Raw genomic sequence first — 19,472 nt, 5'->3', positions numbered from 1 at the left:
CCTCACCTGTCACCACCGGGCGTCACGACGTGCAACAGTCTGTGCATGATCTGGATGATGTGGTCACGAAACGATGAGACGCCGCGGCTCCGTCCCGCGGTCCTCCCGGGCGTCCGGACCCTTCTGGTCGCGCTGACGGCCATGCTGGCGCTGGCCCCGGCGGCGACCGCGACGGCCTCGCCCGCGGTCTCCTCCGGCCCCGACTGGGACGCCATCGCGGCCTGCGAGTCGAGCGGCAACTGGCGGGCCAACACCGGCAACGGTCACTACGGCGGGCTGCAGTTCAAGCAGTCGAGCTGGGCCGCGGCCGGTGGGCTGAGGTATGCGGCGCGCGCCGACCTCGCCACCCGCGGCGAGCAGATCGCGGTGGCCCGCCGGCTGGCCGCCCTCCAGGGCATGTCGGCCTGGGCCTGCGCCTGAGGGACGCGGAGGTGTCCAGGGGCCGCGGACCGGTGTCCGGGTGACGCGGTCCGCGGCCCGCACGGGGTGGCCCGCGCCCGACGGCATCCGGCCGTTGAGGTGGTTTCCGGCGCGGGCCCGCGTGACGGGACGGCGCCCGGGTTAACGACAAGACCATGAGTTCTGTGCGACGTCCACTCCCTTCCCGTACGGCGGCCGCGTTCTGTGCCCTGGGAACGTCCGCCCTGCTGCTGACCGCCTGCTCGGACGCCGATACGACGCGTGCCGACGTGGCCGCCGCGGCCCCGACCAGTGCGTCGGCCACCGCGACCGGCCCGTCGGCCGGCTCCGCCAGCCCCTCCGGCGGCTCCATGAGCCCCTCCGGCTCGGCGAGCCCGTCCGACACCTCCTCGTCCCTCACCGACGACCAGGCCGAACGCCGGGCCCTGGTGCCCAAGGCCAAGGTGAGCTGGGACAAGGCGGCCGAGACGGCCGTCAAGGAGGTCTCCGGTGGCAAGCTCACCGAGATCGAACTGCGGAGCGTGTCGGCCGAGGCCACCGCCGCGACCGGCTCGCCGAGCCCCAGCACCCCGAACCCCGCCCCCTCGTCGGGGGCCCCGATGTGGGCGGCCAGGGTCGCCGCGTCCGACGGCACCGTGCACGAGGTCGCCGTCGACGCCGTCACCGGCAAGGTCTTCCGCACCCAGGCCGACTCCGACCAGGACGCGGACGACAAGAGCGAGGTCGCCGACTGGCTGAGCAAGGCCGACCGGACGGCCGAACAGGCGGCGAAGACGGCGACCGACAAGACCGACGGGACCGTCACCGCGGTCGAGCTGGACCAGAACGACGCGCAGACCCTCGTCTGGTCCGTCGACGTCGTGACCACCGGCAACTGGAACAAGACCACCTACGACATCGACGCGAGCAACGGCGAGATCCTCAGCGAGGACGTCGACCGCGACTGACCCGCCGAGGAGTCGGCGTCCGGCCCGCGTCCGCGCGGACCGGACGGGACCCGCGGGCGGAGGCGAGGGCGAGTTCCGGTGCCGTACCCACGGCGGCCGCCGGGCCGCCCTCTTCGCCGTGGCCCGGCCGGTCGGCGTACGAGGCGGCCGGAACCCGTGGCCCCCGCCCCCGGCGCAAGGCGGCGCCCCGGATTGAGGGATTGGCGTTCCCCTGTGGCGGGCAGGGAGCCCTGGAATGTCATGCGCACGACTGCCTTTCCCCCACAAGGAGGTCGACCATGCACGTCCGTACTCTGACCGCCGGGCTCACCGCCGCCCTGGTGGTGACCTTCCCCCTGGCGAGCGGCCAGGCCCTGGCCGCCCCGTCCGCCCCCGCCGGCCACACCTCGGCCGCCGCCCGTGTCGTCACCTACGACGCGAGCGCCACCGCGGAGTTCCGGTCCGCCGTGGACCGGGGCGCGGCCATCTGGAACGAGAGCGTCGACGCCGTCGAACTGCGCCCGGTGACGACCGGTCAGCGCGCCAACATACGGGTCCTCGCGGACAACGGGTGGCCGCGGGCCCAGACCACCTCACTGGGCAACGGAACCGTCTACATCGGGCGGCAGGCCGTCGACCAGGGCTACGACACCATCCGCATCTCCGCCCACGAACTGGGCCACATCCTCGGTCTGCCCGACCGCAAGCCCGGCCCCTGCTCGAAGCTGATGTCCGGCTCCGCCGCGGGCACCGCGTGCACGAACCCCTACCCGGACGCGGCGGAACGGGCCGAGGTGGAGGACAACTTCGGCGCCGCCCTGACCGGGCGGACCGGCCCGTCGGCGCGGGACTCCCTGTTCGTGGACTGAACCCGCGGACGACCGTGGACCGGCGCCGGTCCACGGTCGTGACCGCCGACGGTTGACGCGAATGCCGGGCGTCGGCACGGGGCGGTCGAGGGGAAGGATCAGGACGCCGGGGTCACACCCGCCCCGTCCGCATGCCGCCTGATCCGCCTGATCCGCCCGAGCCGAACCGATCGGCCCGATCGGTTCTCCCCCTCGCCCGCCCCGCACCGCGCACCACCTGGAGACCGTATGCCTCTGCCCGCGCCCCTCGGCGGCGTCATCCCCCCGGTCCTCACCCCCCTCACGCCGACGGGGGAGGTGGACGCCGACTCGATGCGGCGGCTCACGGACCACTTGATCGGGGCAGGGGTGCACGGCCTGTTCCTGCTCGGCTCCAGCGGGGAGGCCGCCCACCTGACGGACGCCCAGCGGCTGACCGCGCTGGAGACGGCCGTGGACACCGCGGCCGGCCGGGTCCCGGTACTGGCCGGTGTCATCGACACCAGCACGCCCCGGGTCCTGGCCCGGGCCGCCGACGCCGCCCGAGCCGGCGCCGACGCCCTCGTGGCCACCGCGCCCTTCTACGCCCGCACCCACCCGGTCGAGGTCGCCGACCACTTCCGGCGCCTGCGCACCGGCGCCGGCCTGCCGCTGTTCGCGTACGACATCCCGGTCGCCGTCCACACCAAGCTGCCCCGCGGCCTGGTGCTCGACCTCGCCGCCGACGGCACCCTCGCCGGGCTGAAGGACTCCAGCGGCGACGAGGGCTCCCTGCGCCGCCTGCTGCTCGCCCTGCGCCGGACCACCAGCGGCTTCTCGGTGCTCACCGGCTCCGAACTCACCGTGGACGGCGCCCTGCTGGCGGGCGCCGACGGCGTGGTGCCCGGTCTCGGCAACGTCGACGCCGCCGGGTTCGTCCGCCTGTACGAGGCCGCGCGGGCGGGGGACTGGCCCGCGGCCCGCGCCGAACAGGACAGGCTGGCCGCCCTGTTCTCCCTCACCGAGGCGGGCGACCCCGCCCGGATGGGCGCCGGCTCCTCCGCGCTCGGCGCCTTCAAGGCCGCCGCACACCTCCTCGGCCTCCTCGACTGCCCCGCCACCGCCGCCCCGCAGGTCCCGCTGGACGAGGCCGCCGTGGCCCGGGTCCGCACCCACCTCGCCGAGGCCGGGCTGCTGTGAGCCCCCCGGGGCGGGGCCCGCCCGGCCCCGACGCGACCGCACCCCGTCCGCGGGCGGCCCGACCGCACCCCGTCCGCAGGCGACCCGTCACCCGCAGAGGACCCGCCATGCCGCCGCCCTCCCCGTCAGCCCCGCCCTGGTACCGCGAGATCACCCGGGCCAAGTGGAAAGCCTTCTTCGCCGCCTGGATCGGCTACCTCCTGGACGGTTTCGACTTCGTCCTGATCACCCTCGTCCTGACCGAGATCGCCGCCGACTTCGGCCTGTCCACCGTCGAGTCCGCGAGCCTGGTGTCCGGCGCCTTCATCACCCGCTGGCTGGGCGGCGCCGTCCTCGGCGCGCTCGGCGACCGGTTCGGCCGCAAGAGCGCCATGGTGGCCAGCATCCTGCTGTACTCCGTGGGCACCTTCGCGTGCGGCTTCGCCTGGAACTACACCAGCCTGTTCACCGCCCGGCTGCTGATCGGCCTGGGCATGGCGGGGGAGTACAGCGCCAGCGCCACCTACGTGCTGGAGAGCTGGCCCGCCCGGCTGCGCAACCGCGCCTCGGGGTTCCTCATCTCCGGCTTCTCGCTGGGCGGTGTGCTCGCCGCCGAGGTCTACGAGCACGTCGTGCCCGGCCACGGCTGGCGCTGGCTGTTCTACCTCGGCCTGTTCCCCGTGGTCGTGGCGCTCTGGGTACGCCGGAGCCTGCCCGAGGCCGACGACTGGCAGGAGCGGGTGGGCGACGCCGGCGAGCGGCCGAACCCCTTCCGGCCGCTGTTCGCCGGCCCCCGCCGGGCGACGGTCAACACCGTGCTGGCCGTCGTCGCCACCGCGTCGCTCTTCGCGGTGTTCACCCCGCTCGGCGCGGGCATGGTGCCCGCGCTCTCCGTCGTGGCGGCGGGCTGCCTGGTGGCGTTCGCCGTGCAGTTGGGCGGCCGCCGGCGGTGGCTGCTCCTGGTGGCGCTGTGCGTCACCGTCTTCTGCGCCTTCCTCTACAGTTGGCCGGTCCAGGCCCTGCTGCCCACCTACCTCAAGACCGAACTGGGCTTCACCCCCGGGCAGGTCAGCGACACCCTGTACTGGGCCGGGTTCGGCACGATGGCCGGCTGCGTCGTCGCGGGCTTCCTCGGCGACCGGTTCGGCACCCGCAAGGCGTACGGCTGCACCCTGCTGGTCGGTATCGCCTTCGTCTTCCCGGTCTTCGCCGTCCGGGACAGCCTGCTGGTGCTGGGCGTCCTGCTCTTCCTGATGCTCGCCTGCATGCAGGGGATCTCCGGGCTGCTGCCCAGGTACATCGCCGGGCACTTCCCGACCGAGACGCGCGCCGCCTCGCTGGGGTTCACCTACAACGTGGGCGCGCTGGGCGGTGCGGTGGCCCCGGTGCTGGGCGCCCGGCTCGCGTCGTCCATGTCCCTGGGCCAGTCGCTCGCCGTGCTCACCTCCACCCTGACCCTGGTGGTGATCGTGCTGATCGGCTTCGACGTGCCCAGCAGGCTCAACCGGCTCGTCGACCCGGCGGCCGTCCCCGACCACCTCGCCGCCGAGGCGGCGGTCACCGGCCCGCACGAGGTTCCGGCGCCCGAGGACCAGGGCCGGCCCCCGCCCGACCGCCGGCCCACGCCCTGACGGGGACGCCCCGCGGTCACCGGAGCGCACGCACGCGCACCGGGACCGGCGACGCGGGAGAACCCACGCCACCGGTCCCGTTCACGCGGTCACTTCCCCGACCGGCGCCCCATGATCACGCCGGTGATCACCATCGCCACGGCGACGGCGGCCAGCACCACCCCCGCGGTGCCGTCGGGGAACCAGAGCGCTGCCTGGGTCGTCACGGGCGCCTCCCGTCTCGTGAGCCGGTGTCGAAGGTTCGGATGTCCGCGTTCACCCGACGTACGCGTCCTTGGCGGCGTCGCCGACGGCATTGCCCGCCAGGGCGCAGCCGCCCGCCACGATCGCGCCGCCGATCCCGGCGCTCGCCGCGCCCACCGCGCCGGCCACGAACATGCAGGCCGACTCGGCGGCGAGGCCGCTGACCGCGCCGACCAGGTCGCCTTCGAGGGCCTTGCCGTCCCCGTTGAGGGCGTCGGTGCCCAGTTCCGTCAGGTCCTTGATGAGCAGGATCTTGTCGAGGGCGCTGAGACCGTCGGGGTCGATGCGGTTGAGCGGGTCCCCCTCGGCGTACAGGTAGGGGTTGGTCTCCTGGCCGGACGGGTCGAGCTGGGTGAAGCGTCCGATGCCCGGGTCGTAGTACCGGGCCCCGAAGTGGTAGAGGCCGGTGGGGTCCTGGTAGCCGCCGGCGAACCGGTAGGGCTGCGGCACGGATTCCTTCGTGCCGGTCCTGGGCAGGCCGCCGGGCGTGTAGGTGTAGGTGTTCACCCGTTTGCCGGACTCGTCCACCAGGCCGATGACCGAGCCCAGGACGTCGGTCAGGTAGTAGAGGCTGCGTCCCCCGGTGGAGAGCGAGTTCAGCGTGCCGTCGGGCTCCCGGACGAACTCGGTGTCCTTGCCCGCGGCCGTCTGCCCGGAGAGTCCGAGCGGCCCGTTGTGGAAGGTCGTGCCGCCCAGCCGGGTGCGTTCGCTGCTGTCGGTGCTGGCGTACTGGGCGGTGTAGGTGGTGCCGCCGGCCGCCAGCGACCTGAGCTGGTTGTGGTCGGTGTACTGCTCGTCGGTCCGGGCGGTGTCCGGCGCGGGCGCGGCGGCCGTCTCGTTGCCCGCCGCGTCGTAGGACCAGCCGGAGGTGACACCGTTGCGGGCGATGAGCTGGGAGGCGTCGTTGTAGGTGAAGGAGTTGGCCTTGCCGGGGCAGCCGGGCGAGGTGCCCTCCGAGGTGAGGTTGCCCGCCGGGTCGAAGCAGTACTGCCAGGAGGTGCGGCGGCCCGCCGGGTCGGTCTCGGCCGCGAGCGAGATCCGGCCGGTGGGGTCGTAGTCGTACGTGGTCCGGGTCTTCGCCAGGTGGTCGGTGCGGACCCGGATCTTCAGCCCGTCGAGCGACTGGTCGCCGGAGACGTAGCCGTACTCGTAGGAGAGGTTGTCGAGGATGACACCGGAGGGTGCGGTCACCTTGATGTTCTGTGGCCGCCCGGAGTTGTCCAGGGTCTGCGCCTGGACGGTGCCGCCCGGGTAGGTGGTGCGGGTGCGGTGGTCGTTGGCGTCGTACTCGTAGGCCGTCTTCTTGCCCTGCGGCCCGGTGAGCGCCGTCAGCCGGTCGGCCGCGTCCCACTCGTAGTCGGTGGTCCCGCCCGGGTCGGTGTAGGTGTCCACGTTGCCGTCGGCGGTGTAGGCCAGCACGGTCTGGGAGCCGTTCTGGAGCGTGCGGACCGTCTCCCGGCTCAGCGCGTCGAACTGGTAGCGCTGGGTGCCGGTGGCGTCCGTGCGCACCGAGAGGTTGCCGTCGCCGTCGTAGTCGTAGCTCACCGGCACCGAGCCCGTGGTCTCGACCCGCACCACCCGGTCGCGCCGGTCGTAGGTGTAGGTGATCTGCACTCCCCGTCCGTCGGTCACGGTCGCGGTGCGTCCGAGGGCGTCGTAGGTGTAGGTGGTGGGGCCCAGCGGGGCGGGCGGCGTGGCGCGCTGCAGGTTGCCCGCCGCGTCGTAGCGGAACTCGGTCCGCTTGCCGTCGGCGTCGGTGGCCGAGCAGCGCTGCCCCTGGAAGCCGCCGCAGGTGGGGGTGGCCTCGTTGTAGGTGAAGGTGCGGGTGCCCCCGCCCGCGCCGGTGGTGGCGACGGACGAGGTGTTGCCGGCGGCGTCGTACGCGAACTCGGTCTTCTCCCCGTCGGCGCCGGTGGAACTGGTCAGCCGCTCCGCCCCCGCGACCGTCTGCCAGCTCCCGGAGGACGTGGCTCCGGTGGGCAGCTCGGCCGAGGTGGGATTGTTGCGGGCGTCCCAGCCGTAGGTGGTCACGTTGCCGCCCGGGCCGCCGTTGCCGGTCCCCATGGCGTCGGTGGCGGTCTGCAGGAGACGGTTCGTGTACGTCGAGGACCGCACGTGCCCGAGCCCGTCGGTGACCTTGAGCACCTCGCCGTCCGCGTTGTGCTCGTAGACGGTGGTGTGCCCGAGCGGGTCGGTCACCTTGCTGGTGCCCTGCTCGGCCGGCGTGGCCGTGTCGTAGGCGTAGGTGTACGTCGGCCCGCTCCCGCCGCCGCTCTCCGCGTACCGGCGGACGGAGGTGACGCGGTCCGCGGTGTCGTAGGTGAAGGCGGTGGAACGCCCCTCCGGGGTGGTCACCTTGACGATCCGGCCGTCGGCGTCGTAGCCGTACGACGTCGTCTTGCCCGCGCTGTCGGTGGTGCGCAGCACGTTGCCGTGGTCCGAGGCGAGTGCGAGGCCGACGGTCCGCCCCGTGTTGTCCTCGGCCGTCCAGCGGGTGGCGGTGGGGCGGGTGAGGTCGATCCAGCGGCCGGAGCGGGTCTCGGTGAGCCTGAAGCCCGCCGCGGCGCCGCCGTCGAGGTGCGCGGTGACGGTGAGGACACCGCCGTTGGGGTCCGTGACCTCGGTGAGCCGGCCGGTGGTGTCGTAGGTGTCGGCGGCCCCTGATCCCCGGTCGGTGAGGGTGTAGGTGCCGTCGGCGTTCGCGCGGAGGTCCTTGGAGTAGCCGCCGGGGGTGGTCAGCCCGCCGTCGGCGTTCCGGGTGAACTCCACGGTGGCGCCGGTCTCGTCGTAGTGCAGGACCGAGTCCGCCCCGCTCACGTCGAGGCTGCGTTCGTACCCCAGCCACCAGGGACGGCTGATCTGACCGGCCGGGGCGTCGAAGGAGTTGTACGTCCGGGTGAGCCGGAGGGACTGGCCCACCCCGGCGATGTCGAAGTCGGTGGCGGCGAGCATCAGATTGCCGGTGGAGTAGTCGATCCGGCCGACCAGGGCGTCGGTGATCCGGAAGTTCGCTATCCGGTGCCAGGGCACCTCGCCCTGGCCGCGCGGCACGAAGGCGGCCTCGCGCGCGGCGGCCGAGGCCCCGGCGGCGGGGCGGCGGCCCTCCCGCAGCCGCCGCGACTCGCGCTCCCACCAGGCCCGTTCGGCCGCCGAGGGCGCCTCGGAGCGCATCTGGCGCGGCGGCCGGGTCACGCCGTCGCGGACCGGCGGCATCGCGGCGCGGCCGTGGTCGCGCCAGTGCGATCCGCCCGGCGCCGGGCCGGGGCCGGGCGCGGCCGCGGCGGGGACGGCGGTGGCGCCGAGGGCGAGCAGCGTGACCAGCGCGGTCAGCAGGCGTGCGCCGCGCCGGCCGGCCGGGCGGCCCCCAGGTCTCTTGTGCGGGCGTGCGAAGAACATGGTTCCCCCTGTGATGAGTCGGGCTCAGTGGTCCGTCCGCTCACTGAGCCCACTCAACGTGGCACGCTTCACTCACAACCGACCAGGGGTCCGAAATTCACGGATATATGCGGGCCAGTTACGGCCAATCTTGAGCAGGGGCAACGCGGGTGCACTCCTGCCCCACCCGTGGTGATCTGTGACGCCGCCCCGACGTCGGTCGTGTCAACTAGGCGTGATCACTTCCCTGGAAGCGTCGCTTCCGTCCCAGGCACGCCGGTAGAACGGTCCCGGACCCCATCGGCGCACCGGCCCCGCCGGTGTCCACGGGTGCACCACCGTCCCGCCCGCCACTTCGCCAGTCCGTCCGTTCTCGTACGGGACAACCCCAGGGAGCCCGCCGTGCGCACCTCTTTCCACGTCACCGCCGCCCTGTCCGCCGCCGTCGCCGTCGTGACCGTCATGGCCCCCGTGGCCGCCGCCGAACCGGACCCGTCCGGCTGTCCGAAGGAGAACTTCTGCGTCTACGCGGGTGAGGGCCAGACCGGCGCGGTGGTGCTCAGAGTCACGGACGACTGGACCGGCGGCGTCTCCGGCCGGTCCGTCTTCAACAACGGCATCCCCTTCCCCGAGGCCGACCACATACAGCTCACCTGGACGTACAACGGCGGCACCTGGGAGGACTGCCTGCACTACAACCCCGGGCCCGAGACGTACAAGCTGGACTTCGCGCCCGGGGTGACCTTCACCAAGGTGGTCTGGCGGGGCGAGTGCTGACCCGCTGGGCGGGCCCGGCGGCGGGGGGCGTCACGGCAGCGGGGTGCCGCCCGTGGCGTTGACGATCTCCGCGGTGATGAACGACGCCTCCGGCGAGGCCAGGAAGACGTAGGCCGGCGCCATCTCGGCCGGCTGGGCGGGCCGGCCCAGCGGTGCCTGCTTGCCGAACTCGACGGTGTCCGGCATCGTCGCGGGGATCAGCGGCGTCCACACCGGCCCCGGCGCGACGGCGTTGACCCGGACGCCGCGCCGGGCCAGCATCTGGGCCAGCCCCTGGGTGAAGGTGACGATGGCGCCCTTGGTCATCGCGTAGTCGAGCAGATGCGGACTCGGCTGGTACGCCTGGACGGAGGCCGAGTTGATGATGCTGCCGCCCTCCGGGATGTGCGGCAGGGCGAACTTGGACAGCCAGAACATGCCGTAGAGGTTGGTGCGCAGCACCCGGTCGAACTGCTCCGTGGAGATCGCCTCGATGCCGTCCGGCTGCGACATCTGGTACGCCGCGTTGTTCACCAGGATGTCGATGCGGCCGAACGCGTCGACGGCCCGCGCGACGAGGGCGCGGCAGTTCTCCTCCTCGCGGATGTCGCAGGGGACGGCGACCGCCCGGCGCCCGGCGTCCTCCACCAGGCGCACCGTCTCCGCCGCGTCCTCCTTCTCCTCGTCGAGGTGGGTGAAGAGGACGTCGGCCCCCTCACGGGCGAAGGCCAGCGCCACCGCCCGGCCGATCCCCGAGTCCCCTCCGGTGACGACGGCCTTGCGGCCGTCGAGCCGGCCGCTGCCCCGGTAGCTCTCCTCGCCGTGGTCCGGCGGCGGGTCCATCGGCCCGGTCCAGCCCGGGTGGGGCTGCTCCTGGGCGGGAAGATCGGGCTCCGGATACCGGTGGGCGGGGTTCTGCGGCTGGTGCACGGTGGTCGGCCCTTCTCCTCGGTCGTGCGGCTGTCCTGGGTCCTCGGCAGCGCGGTCCGGGCGGGCCCGGACCGGCACTCGGGTTCCCGGGCGAGTGCCACGGAAACGGCCCCGGGCGGCCCGTGCGGGCGCCGCGCGCCTCGGGGTGCGGGCGTGACCGGCATGTGACCGGGCGGAGCTTGCCGTACTCGCAGTAACAAGATCATCATCTGAGGTGAGAGCCTCAGGCAACTTGTCGAGGCTGTATCTCCTCCTCCCCTCATCTCCTCCCCCCCCGCCATCTCCTCCCCCCCCCGGAAATCACAGGTGTCCGCCGAGCTGAGGCCGGCCGCGCCTCCCTGTCTGCCAGGAGCCCTCCATGCAGCCGTTGAACCAGCCCCCCGCCTCCCTCGACCAGGCCCGCGAGGAGTACGAGGCGCACACCCGCCGGTGCCGTCAGTGCGCGGCGGACGGCGCTCCGTGCCCCGTCGCCAAGCACCTGCGGCGGGTGTACAACAACCTCACCCGCGCGGCCCGGCCCCGCCCCTCCGGCCGCACCCCCTCCAGATGACCCGGGGAGCCCGCTGACCAGCGCCTTCCCGTCGTGGGTGCCGTCCGCGCCGGGTGATCGAAAGGTTCCGCGCACGCCCGAGGGTGATCGGATCGGGCCGATTCCCATGCTCCGCGTTTTTCTGGGTACCCGGCTGCCGTGACGGTCGAAGCTCAGGAAGCGGGCGGATCGGATGGAAAGAGCTGCCCAGAACGGCGGCGACCGGCTTCGGGAAAGGCCGGTCTGGACCTCGGCGGTGTTCGAGGGAGTACCGGGTGACATCGCGCGGGCCCGGGAGCTGGCGCGTGCGTTCGTGACGCACCTGCGGTCCGGGTGCGGGGTGCCGGTCTCCGGCCGCGCCATGGACGTGGTGCAACTGGTGGTCAGCGAACTGCTGACGAACTCCTGCAAGTACGCGCCGGGCCCGGCCACGGTCCACCTGGAACTGGTCGACGACCGGGTGGACATCACGGTGCGGGACAGCGCTCCGGTGCTGCCGATGGCCCGCCCCGCGGACCCGGGCCGCATCGGCCAGCACGGCCTGGAGATCGTGATGGCCGTGTGCAGCAGTTTCGAGGTGGACCGGGAGCCGGTGGGCAAACGCACCACGGCCGGCGTGTCCCTGCTCGACGACCCGGGCGAGAACCCGTCCGGCCACCGCCGCTGACCCCTCCCGGGTCCGTGCGCATGGTGTGCCGGGCCTCGCCGGGCCCTGAGTGACCTGCACCGGGCCCGTCTCCGGCCGCGCCGCCGCGTCCGCGCCCGGAGGCGGCCGAACCGGCCAGGTCCGTACCCGTCCCCTTTTGAGGCTTAGCGCCGGGTGTACCTGGAAACGACTACTCCCGAACGGTTGTCGCGGTGACGGTCGACCGGCCCGGAGGGGGTCTTCTCGTGGATGTGCCCTTATATCTGAGGCCTCGGACCGAACCGCCGCTCGCCTCGTTGCTGGGGGCCGGGCCGTTCCTGCACTCGCTGGTCGACGCACTGGGATCACCGCTGAACCTGCTGCTCCCGGAGGTCATCGCCGAGAACGCCGGGCGGTTCCGCGCGGTCTACCGCCGCCACCACCTCACCGGCCGCGTCTACTTCGCGCACAAGGCGAACGGCTCCAGCGCCCTGATCCGCAGGCTCGCCGCCGAGGAACCGGCCGCCGTCGGCGTGGACGTAGCCTCCCTCGAAGAGCTGAAGCACGCCCTGAGCTGCGGTTTCACCGGGGACCGGATCATGGCCACCGGACCCAAGGACGCCGAGTTCCTGTGGCTGGCGGCCCGCACGGGAGCGACCGTCAACCTCGACTCACCCGGCGAACTGGACCAACTGGCCGCCCTGGTCCGGAAGTACGGGCCGGGCAGGACCGACGTCCTGGTACGCCTCTCCGGCTTCGAGTCGGCCGCAGGACCCGGTGGCGTCGGCACCCGGCTGCTGTCCCGCCGCAGCCGCTTCGGCACCCCCGTCGCGGACGCGGACGAACTGTGGACCGCGCTGGAACGGCACGCCGACGCCGTCCGCCTCACCGGCGTCGCCTACCACCTCGACACCACCGGCGTGGAGGAGAAGGCCCGCGCCCTGGAACGCTGTGTGCTCCTCATGGACGACTGCCGGGCACGGGGCCTCACGCCGCGCGCCGTCGACATCGGCGGCGGCTTCGGCGTCGGCTACGTCGAGGACGCGGGGGAGTGGGAGCGCTGGACCACCGCGCTCAGCGAAGCGGTGCTCGGCGCCCGCCCGCCCCTGACCTGGCGCGGCCACGGTTACGGCCTGCGCAACGAGGGCGGCACGGTACGCGGCACGGCCGCGCTCTACCCCGCCCACCGCCGAACCGCCGGCCCCGGCTACCTCGACGCGCTCCTCTCCCACACCGCCCCGGTCCTCGGCCGGCCGGCCGCCACCCTCCTCCTGGAGCACCTCCACGACCTGTACGTCGAGCCCGGCCGCGCCCTCGTCGACCAGTGCGGCCTGTCGCTGGCACGGGTGCTGGACGTGCGGCCCACCGGCGACGACCCCCGCCGGCACCTGGTGCGTCTCGGCATGAACGCGGGAGACGTCAGCCTGGAGGAGCACGGCGTCCTCGTCGACCCCGTGCTGCTGCCGCGCGGCGGACCCGAGGAGGGCCGTGCCGAGGACGGGCCGGCCGGGGTCCACCTCGTCGGCAATCTCTGTCTGGAGGCTGATCTGATCACCCGCCGCCTGGTCCACCTGCCCCGACTGCCGCGCGCCGGGGACCTGCTGGCCTTCGTCAACACCGCGGGATACGCCATGGACTTCCACGCCCACCACGCGCAACGGCAGCCGCTCGCCCGGACGGTGGCCGTCGAGGCGGACGGCGGCGACTGGCGCTGGTGCCCGGACGAGGACTACTGGCCGCTCGCACACCCGGGGGGAGTGCCGTCATGAGATACGACAGCGTCATCGAGGCCATCGGCAACACACCGCTGGTCCGCATCGACCCGGCCGTGCACGGACTGCGCCACATCGACCTCTACGCCAAACTGGAGATGCTCAACCCCTTTGGTTCCGTGAAGGACCGGCCCGCCTGGCACATGGCCCGCCCGCACCTCACCGGCGCGGCCGGCACCGACGCCACGGTGGTGGAACTCTCCAGCGGCAACACCGCCAAGGCCCTGGCCCTCCTGGCCGGTATGCACGGGCTGAAGTTCAAGAGCGTCACCAACCGGATGCGGGTCCCCGAGATCAAGGAGCTGCTCCTGCTGCTGGGCGCCGAGATCGAGGAGTTGCCGGGGCAGAGCGAGTGTCTGGACCCGATGGACACCGACGATCCGCTCACCCGCTTCCACCAGGTGCTCTCCGAACCCGGAAGCACCTACCTGCACACCGACCAGTACTTCAACCCGCGCAACGCCGAGGCGCACGCGGCCGGCACCGGACCCGAGATCGTCAAGGACCTGGACGGACGGGTCCCGGACTGGTTCGTCGCCTGCGTGGGCACGGCGGGCTCCTCCACCGGCGTCGCCCGCGTCCTGCGCGAACACGACCCCGACGTGCGCGTCCTCGGCCTGGTGGCCGACAAGTCCGACTTCATCCCCGGTATCCGCACCATCGACGAGGTCCACCAGGTCGGCCTGTTCGACCCCGCCACGTACGACACCCTCGCCGCGGTCACCTCGCAGGAGGCCATCGACGGCATGGTCACCCTCATCCGCCGCTGCGGACTGCTCTCCGGGCCGACCGGCGGCGCCGCCTACCACGGCGCGGTACGGCACCTGCGGGACGTCGACGCGGAACTGGACGGCACCGGCGAGCGGCAGAGCGCGGTCTTCATCGTGTGCGACCGCGCCGAGAGCTATCTCAGCTACGTCCGCCTGCGCCGCCCCGAACTCCTCGGCCGGCCACGCCGCGACCACCCGTCCCGGGACCTGAGCGGCACCGAGGCACGGGCGGAGGCGAAGGCGGTCGGTCCCGACGAGGCCCGGCGGTGGATCGCCGCCGGCGAGCCGCGTCCGCTCGTCGTCGACCTGCGCGGCCCGCACGCCTACGCCGCCCTGCACATCGAGGGCTCGGTCAACATCGCCGACGAACTCTTCGGAGAACTGCTGCGCGGCGGACTCCCGTTCAGCAAACGGACCCCCGTACTGCTGGCCTGCCCCGTCGGGGAGAAGTCGCTGCGCCACGCCGCGGCGCTGACCCGCCTGGGGCATCCGGACGTACGGAGCCTGGAGGGCGGCATCGTGGCCTGGCGGGACGCGGGCGCCCCGCTGGTGCGGGAGTGAGCGCGGGGTACCCGCCGCCGGGCGCGGAACCCGGGGCGCGCTGGCGCGAGCAGTTCCCCATCGTCACCGCCCATCCGGAGCTGGCGTACCTGGACAGCGCCGCCACCTCGCAGAAGCCGCAGGCCGTGCTGGACGCCGTCCAGACCTACCTGACCACCTCGAACGCCAACGCGGGCCGGGGCGCCTACCCGTGGGCCAACCGCACCACCGACCTGGTCGAACAGGCCCGGCGGCGGGTCAAGGAGTTCCTCCACGACCCCGCGCCGGACCGCTCGGCCGTCCACTTCACCAGCGGGACCAGCGAGGGCCTGCGCACCGTCGCCCGCGACTGGCTCGCGCCGCACCTCGCCGACGGCGACGAGATCCTCGTCCCGTTCGCCGACCACCGGGCCAACCTCGACCCCTGGCTGGAGGCCGCGCGGTCGCTGGCCGGGCGCGGTGTCGCGGTGCGGGTACGGGCGCTGCCCCACCAGGCGGCCTCCGGTGACTACGACCACCGTGCCCTCGCCGAGGTGATCGGTCCCCGCACCCGCTTCGTCGCCGCCACCCACGTCCACCACGTCTACGGCGGCGACATGAACGTGCACCGGCTGCGGGCCGCCGTCGGCCCCGACGTGCCGATCTGCCTGGACGCCGCCCAGAGCGTCGGCCACCTCCCCGTCCGGGTGAACGACCCGGCGCTCGACGTCGACTTCGTGGTCTTCTCCGGGCACAAGGCGATGGCCCTGCCCGGCACCGGAGCGGTGTGGGCGCGCAACGCCCGCGGACCGGTGCTGCGGCCCGCCGGCTGGCCGGGCACCCCGAACACCGTGGGCATCGTCTCGCTGCTCGCCGCCCTCGACTGGCTGGACGAGGCCGGCCCCGACCGGATCGCCCGCCACACCGCCTGGCTCACCACCCGCCTCACCGACCGCCTGCGCCGGCTCGACGCCTACGAGATCCGCGGCTGTCCCGCGAGCCTGGCGGCCGGCTCGGCGCTGCCGGCGGCGCAGCGGCGGCACGGCATCGTCACCTTCCGGCACCGCGACATCCCCTCCGACGACCTCGGGTTCATCCTCTTCGGCCACGGCTTCATGGTGCGCGCCGACAGCCTCTGCCAGGCGGGCGCGAGCGCCGAGGACGGGGCGGTCCGGGTGAGTCTGCACGTCTACAACACCGTCGAGGAGATCGACCGGCTGCTGACCGTCCTGGAGTCACTCGCCTGACCCGGTCCGGCGGCGACCCGCAGTGGTAAGTGATAACCGTTTCCACCTGTAGATTCTGCGGTGGCCCGACAGGTGCCCCGACAGGCGAGAGACGGAAGAGGTGGCGCGACCAGATGGGCGTGAGCATGGCGACGGCCAAGATGTGGGTGGAGCGCTGGGAGCGGCAGCAGCGGCGGTACGCGGTCGACCGCGAGGAACGGTTCACCGTGATCACGGACGTGGTCGAACACATCGCGGCCGGCCGCTCCCGGCCGCTCCTGCTCGACCTGGGCTGCGGCCCCGGCTCCCTCTCCGCCCGGCTCGTCCGCCGCCTGCCCGGCGCGGAGGTCGTCGCCGTCGACATGGACCCCGTACTGCTGGAGCTGGGACGCACCCACCACGCGGACGCCGCCCGCTACGTCGACGCGGTGATCGGCGCGGACGGCTGGACGCGCTCGCTGGAGCTGGTCCGCCCGGTGGACGCCGCCGTGTCGACGACCGCCCTGCACTACCTGGACGAACCCACCCTGCTGGACACCTACCGCGCCGTCGCGGCCCTGCTGCGCCCCGGCGGCGTCCTCGTCAACGGCGACCACTTCCCGCCGGCGGCCGCGCCCTGCGCCCAGATCACCGCGCAGGTCGGCCGGCGGCGCGCCGAGCGGACGGGCGGCCACCGGCACGAGGACTGGGGGTCCTGGTGGGCCGCGGCGGCCCAGGACCCCGAACTGGCCGACCTCTTCGCGCAGCGCGAGCGGCGCCGGCCGGCCCCGGGCGGGGGCGGCGGCACCGAGCAGGTCTGCGCCGCCCGGCACGCCGAGCTGTTGCGCACGGCGGGCTTCCGGCACGTCACCCCGGTCTGGCAGTTCGGCGACAGTTGCGTACTGGTGGCCGTCAAGGGCTGAGACGGCCCCCGCGGCGTCCGGTCGGGCGGACGCCGCGGGGGCCGGGCGCGCGGGAGCCGCGAGTGGGTCACGGCTTGCGGGCGACCGCCCCGTACATCGCGATGTCCTCGTCCCGGATGCCCTCCTCGCCCAGACCGTCCGGGTGCCACTTGTGCACCTGCACGATGCCCGGCTCGACCAGTTCCAGGCCCTCGAAGAACTCGTGGGCCTCGTCGAGGGTGCGCAGCCGCATCGGCATGTTGCGGGCGGCGTACTCGCGGGCGACCCGGCCCACCTCCTGCGGGGCGTACTCCGCGGTGCCGATCGACATCGCGAGAAAACTCCCCGGGGGCAGCGGCTCCAGGAGCCGGCGCACGATGCCGACCGCGTCGTCCTCGTCCAGCACGAAGTGGACGATGGCGATCACCGTCAGCGCCACCGGCCGCGTGAGGTCCAGGGTCTCCCGCAGTTCGGCGGCGTCGAGAATGTTCGCCGGGTCGCGGAAGTCGGCCTCGATGTACGCGGTCCGGCCCTCGGGCGTGCTGGAGAGCAGGCCCTGGGAGAGGGTGAGCACGATGGGGTCGTTGTCCACATAGACCACCCGCGCGTCGGGGGCCACCGACTGGGCGATCTCGTGGAGGTTGGGGGAGGTGGGGATGCCGGTGCCGACGTCCAGGAACTGACGGACGCCGGCCTTCTCGGCCAGCCAGCGCACGGCGCGGTTCATCCAGTCGCGGTTGGCGCGCATGTGGACCGGCAGGGCGGGCCACTCCCGGGACATGGCGTCACCGGCCTCCTGGTCCGCCGGGTAGAAGTCCTTGCCGCCGAGGATGTAGTCGTAGATCCGCGCGGAGTGCGCGTTCTCGGTGTCGATGCGGTCGGCGGGCCATCCGTTGTCGGGCACCGTCGTCCCTCCCCTTCAGGTGGTGATGTTCTGGCCAACGCGCAACAAAGAAAGCACACTTCAGAGCAGAAAGTCCGCGTCCCCGGCTTTCACACCCGTCACGAAACGCGTCATCTCGTGCGCGCTGAACACCAGGGCCGGCCCGTCCGGGTCGGTGGACTGGCGCACCGCGACCCGTCCGTCGGCCAGCTTCACCACCTCGACGCACGCGCCCCCCTGGTCGTCGCTCCACGGCTTGCACCAGCCGAGCCCGTCGAGTTCCCGGGACGGCACGCCGTTGCGGATGTGCGCCTGCACGAATCACAGCTCCTTGCGAATCCTGCCGAGGACGGCCTCGGTCCTGCCGGCGGGCGTCGCCTGGGCGCCCAGCCGGTCCAGGGCCTCGCGGTACACCACGACGTCGTCGCGCTTGTCCAGGTACACCGCCCCCACCAGGCCGTTGAGGTAGACGATGTCGGGCAGTTCACGGGCCCGGAACCGGAACAGATGGAACGCGCCCGCCCGCATCGCGGGATGCGGCCCGTTCCCGAACGGCATGATCTGCACGGTCACCTGCGGCAGGCGGTTGACCTCGATCAGGTGGTCGATCTGCGCGCGCATCACGTCCGCGCCGCCGACCGGCCAGCGCAGCACGGTCTCGTCCATCACCACCCACAGCCGGGGCGGGGCCGCGCGGGTGAGGAGATCCTGGCGGCGCATCCGCAGCGCGACCCGGCGCTCGGTGGCACCGGAGGGGGCGTGCGGGTTGCCCGCGCCCAGCAGCGCGCGGGCGTACGCCTTGGTCTGGAGCAGCCCGTGGACGAACTGCGGTTCGTAGGCGCGGATCTGCAGGGCCGCCTGCTCCAGGCTCAGATAGGCGGCGAACCAGTCGGGCATCACATCGCGGTAGGTGTGCCACCAGCCGCGTTTGTTGGCCTCACGGACCGACTTCAGGAAGGTGTCGATCTCCTGCCGGTCACTCACCCCGTAGACCTGGAGCAGTTTCTCCGCGTCGGTCAGCCGCAGCCGGGCGACCTTGGCGGCCTCCATCCGGCGGATCGTGGAGTGGCTGACGCCGATGGCCTCGCCCGCCTCCTCGTAGGAGAGACCGGCCCGGTTCCGCAACTCCTCCAACTGCTTGCCGAGGATCATGCGCAGCACGGAGGGGGCGCCGCCCCAGTCGGTCTCCGCCGTCACGCTCGCCCCTTCGTTCGCTGATGTCCGGGGCCACCGTCTCATGTGCTCACTTGACGCGGACACATCGGTCGGGCCGCCGCCTGAGCAGCATGCACGCAGACACTTGCAAATTTCAACTTGCCGGTTGCGATGCGCGGTTGAGTGGTGCCACAGTGGAGTCACCGCTGCGGTTCCCGCCAGGAACCGGGTGGACACGACCCGGTCGAGGGAGACCGGGCTGCGTTCCGGCGCGGCCGGACGCGCGTTCCGGTTGGCGATCCGCACCACCCGCCCACGCGCCCCGGGCCCGCTCGGCACCCGGTGCGCAGGCAACGAGAGGCAGTGGCGATGACACGGTCCTTTCCCTCCCGGCCGGGGCACCGGCCGACCGGAAAGAGGCCGTCCGGCACACCACCCCGTCCGTGCCACCCCCCTCGGCCCCCGTGGGCCGGGCGTGCCGGGTGGCCGCGTGGGGGCGAGTCCTCCGGTCGACCACCGGAGCGGACACCGTCCCCACGACACCCCGGAGGCGAGTACACCGGTCGACTCCCCGGGCCCCACGGCCCCGACCGTCTCGCCTCCGGGAACCTCTTCGCCCCGGCGTCCCACCGGACCCCCGTCCCCGGTCCGCCGGCCACCCCGGCCGCCGCCGGCGCGGCCCGGCGGGCAGCACCCGGACGCCCGCGCGCCGGCCGCCACCCCGCGGCCGTACGGTCCGGACCTCCCACCGACACCCGGGTCGTCAGACCCGGCCGCGGCCGGGCAGCCGGCACCCACCGCGCCGCCCCGGACCGGCCGGCCGGG

Annotated in this window: 17 protein-coding genes; 12 read left to right on the top strand and 5 right to left on the bottom strand. The window is 73.3% G+C overall.

Annotation, left to right across the window (positions count from 1 at the left end; genetic code table 11):
* The first annotated feature begins 54 nt into the window (after positions 1 to 54).
* From ABEB00_RS14220 to ABEB00_RS14200, 5 genes are all read left to right on the top strand, one after another.
* Entirely contained in the window at positions 55 to 420 is a 366-nt protein-coding gene (locus ABEB00_RS14220) for a transglycosylase family protein (protein WP_425586492.1), read from the top strand.
* Positions 421 to 575: 155 nt separating this feature from the next.
* Positions 576 to 1,367: a PepSY domain-containing protein gene (locus ABEB00_RS14215; RefSeq protein WP_345619917.1), complete on the top strand. Its 792-nt coding sequence runs from the start codon at positions 576 to 578 to the stop codon at positions 1,365 to 1,367.
* Positions 1,368 to 1,645: 278 nt separating this feature from the next.
* Entirely contained in the window at positions 1,646 to 2,215 is a 570-nt protein-coding gene (locus tag ABEB00_RS14210) for a snapalysin family zinc-dependent metalloprotease (protein WP_345619916.1), read from the top strand.
* 228 nt (positions 2,216 to 2,443) lie between these two features.
* Positions 2,444 to 3,373, top strand: a complete 930-nt coding sequence (locus ABEB00_RS14205; protein WP_345619915.1) for a dihydrodipicolinate synthase family protein — start codon at positions 2,444 to 2,446, stop codon at positions 3,371 to 3,373.
* 107 nt (positions 3,374 to 3,480) lie between these two features.
* Positions 3,481 to 4,983 (top strand): sialate:H+ symport family MFS transporter, encoded by a 1,503-nt coding sequence (locus tag ABEB00_RS14200; protein WP_345619914.1) that lies wholly within the window; start codon positions 3,481 to 3,483, stop codon positions 4,981 to 4,983.
* Positions 4,984 to 5,238: 255 nt separating this feature from the next.
* On the opposite strand, the gene ABEB00_RS14195 is transcribed toward ABEB00_RS14200, so the two are convergent.
* Complete coding sequence (locus ABEB00_RS14195; protein WP_345619913.1) at positions 5,239 to 8,622, bottom strand: RHS repeat-associated core domain-containing protein; 3,384 nt, start codon at positions 8,620 to 8,622, stop codon at positions 5,239 to 5,241.
* A gap of 381 nt (positions 8,623 to 9,003) precedes the next feature.
* Here ABEB00_RS14195 and ABEB00_RS14190 point away from each other — a divergent pair, with 381 nt between their 5' ends.
* Positions 9,004 to 9,378 carry a hypothetical protein gene (locus ABEB00_RS14190; RefSeq protein ID WP_345619912.1) on the top strand — a complete coding sequence of 125 codons (375 nt, stop codon included), beginning with the start codon at positions 9,004 to 9,006 and terminating at the stop codon, positions 9,376 to 9,378.
* A gap of 30 nt (positions 9,379 to 9,408) precedes the next feature.
* Here ABEB00_RS14190 and ABEB00_RS14185 read toward each other — a convergent pair whose 3' ends face one another.
* Positions 9,409 to 10,287, bottom strand: a complete 879-nt coding sequence (locus ABEB00_RS14185) for an SDR family oxidoreductase (RefSeq protein ID WP_345619911.1) — start codon at positions 10,285 to 10,287, stop codon at positions 9,409 to 9,411.
* A 358-nt stretch (positions 10,288 to 10,645) separates the two neighbouring features.
* Here ABEB00_RS14185 and ABEB00_RS14180 point away from each other — a divergent pair, with 358 nt between their 5' ends.
* From ABEB00_RS14180 to ABEB00_RS14155, 6 genes are all read left to right on the top strand, one after another.
* Positions 10,646 to 10,837: a hypothetical protein gene (locus tag ABEB00_RS14180; RefSeq protein WP_345619909.1), complete on the top strand. Its 192-nt coding sequence runs from the start codon at positions 10,646 to 10,648 to the stop codon at positions 10,835 to 10,837.
* A gap of 172 nt (positions 10,838 to 11,009) precedes the next feature.
* The gene (locus tag ABEB00_RS14175) at positions 11,010 to 11,483 is read left to right on the top strand and encodes an ATP-binding protein (protein WP_345619908.1); all 474 of its coding nucleotides are present in this window, start codon (positions 11,010 to 11,012) and stop codon (positions 11,481 to 11,483) included.
* 224 nt (positions 11,484 to 11,707) lie between these two features.
* The gene (locus ABEB00_RS14170; protein WP_345619907.1) at positions 11,708 to 13,210 is read left to right on the top strand and encodes a Y4yA family PLP-dependent enzyme; all 1,503 of its coding nucleotides are present in this window, start codon (positions 11,708 to 11,710) and stop codon (positions 13,208 to 13,210) included.
* Positions 13,207 to 14,544: a pyridoxal-phosphate dependent enzyme gene (locus ABEB00_RS14165; protein WP_345619906.1), complete on the top strand. Its 1,338-nt coding sequence runs from the start codon at positions 13,207 to 13,209 to the stop codon at positions 14,542 to 14,544. The genes ABEB00_RS14170 and ABEB00_RS14165 overlap by 4 nt, the downstream gene beginning before the upstream one ends.
* Positions 14,541 to 15,749 carry an aminotransferase class V-fold PLP-dependent enzyme gene (locus tag ABEB00_RS14160; RefSeq protein ID WP_345619905.1) on the top strand — a complete coding sequence of 403 codons (1,209 nt, stop codon included), beginning with the start codon at positions 14,541 to 14,543 and terminating at the stop codon, positions 15,747 to 15,749. Before ABEB00_RS14165 ends, ABEB00_RS14160 begins: the two co-directional genes overlap by 4 nt.
* A gap of 113 nt (positions 15,750 to 15,862) precedes the next feature.
* Positions 15,863 to 16,630, top strand: coding sequence for a class I SAM-dependent methyltransferase (locus ABEB00_RS14155; protein ID WP_345619904.1), 768 nt, complete (start codon positions 15,863 to 15,865; stop codon positions 16,628 to 16,630).
* Between the two features lie 67 nt (positions 16,631 to 16,697).
* Here the strand turns inward: ABEB00_RS14155 and ABEB00_RS14150 are convergent, their stop codons facing one another.
* Genes ABEB00_RS14150 through ABEB00_RS14140 form a run of 3 tightly spaced genes read right to left on the bottom strand, consistent with a single transcriptional unit; the run spans position 16,698 to position 18,689 of the window.
* Positions 16,698 to 17,513, bottom strand: coding sequence for an SAM-dependent methyltransferase (locus tag ABEB00_RS14150; protein ID WP_345619903.1), 816 nt, complete (start codon positions 17,511 to 17,513; stop codon positions 16,698 to 16,700).
* A 60-nt stretch (positions 17,514 to 17,573) separates the two neighbouring features.
* Entirely contained in the window at positions 17,574 to 17,810 is a 237-nt protein-coding gene (locus tag ABEB00_RS14145; protein WP_345619902.1) for a DUF397 domain-containing protein, read from the bottom strand.
* Positions 17,811 to 17,813: 3 nt separating this feature from the next.
* Positions 17,814 to 18,689 carry a helix-turn-helix domain-containing protein gene (locus ABEB00_RS14140; protein ID WP_345619901.1) on the bottom strand — a complete coding sequence of 292 codons (876 nt, stop codon included), beginning with the start codon at positions 18,687 to 18,689 and terminating at the stop codon, positions 17,814 to 17,816.
* Positions 18,690 to 19,472 lie beyond the last annotated feature (783 nt).

The sequence above is a fragment of the Streptomyces ziwulingensis genome, from assembly GCF_039542605.1.
Lineage (GTDB): Bacteria > Actinomycetota > Actinomycetes > Streptomycetales > Streptomycetaceae > Streptomyces > Streptomyces ziwulingensis.
The sequence above is the reverse complement of the archived record's forward strand: the minus strand, read 5'-3'. Positions and strand labels throughout refer to the sequence as shown.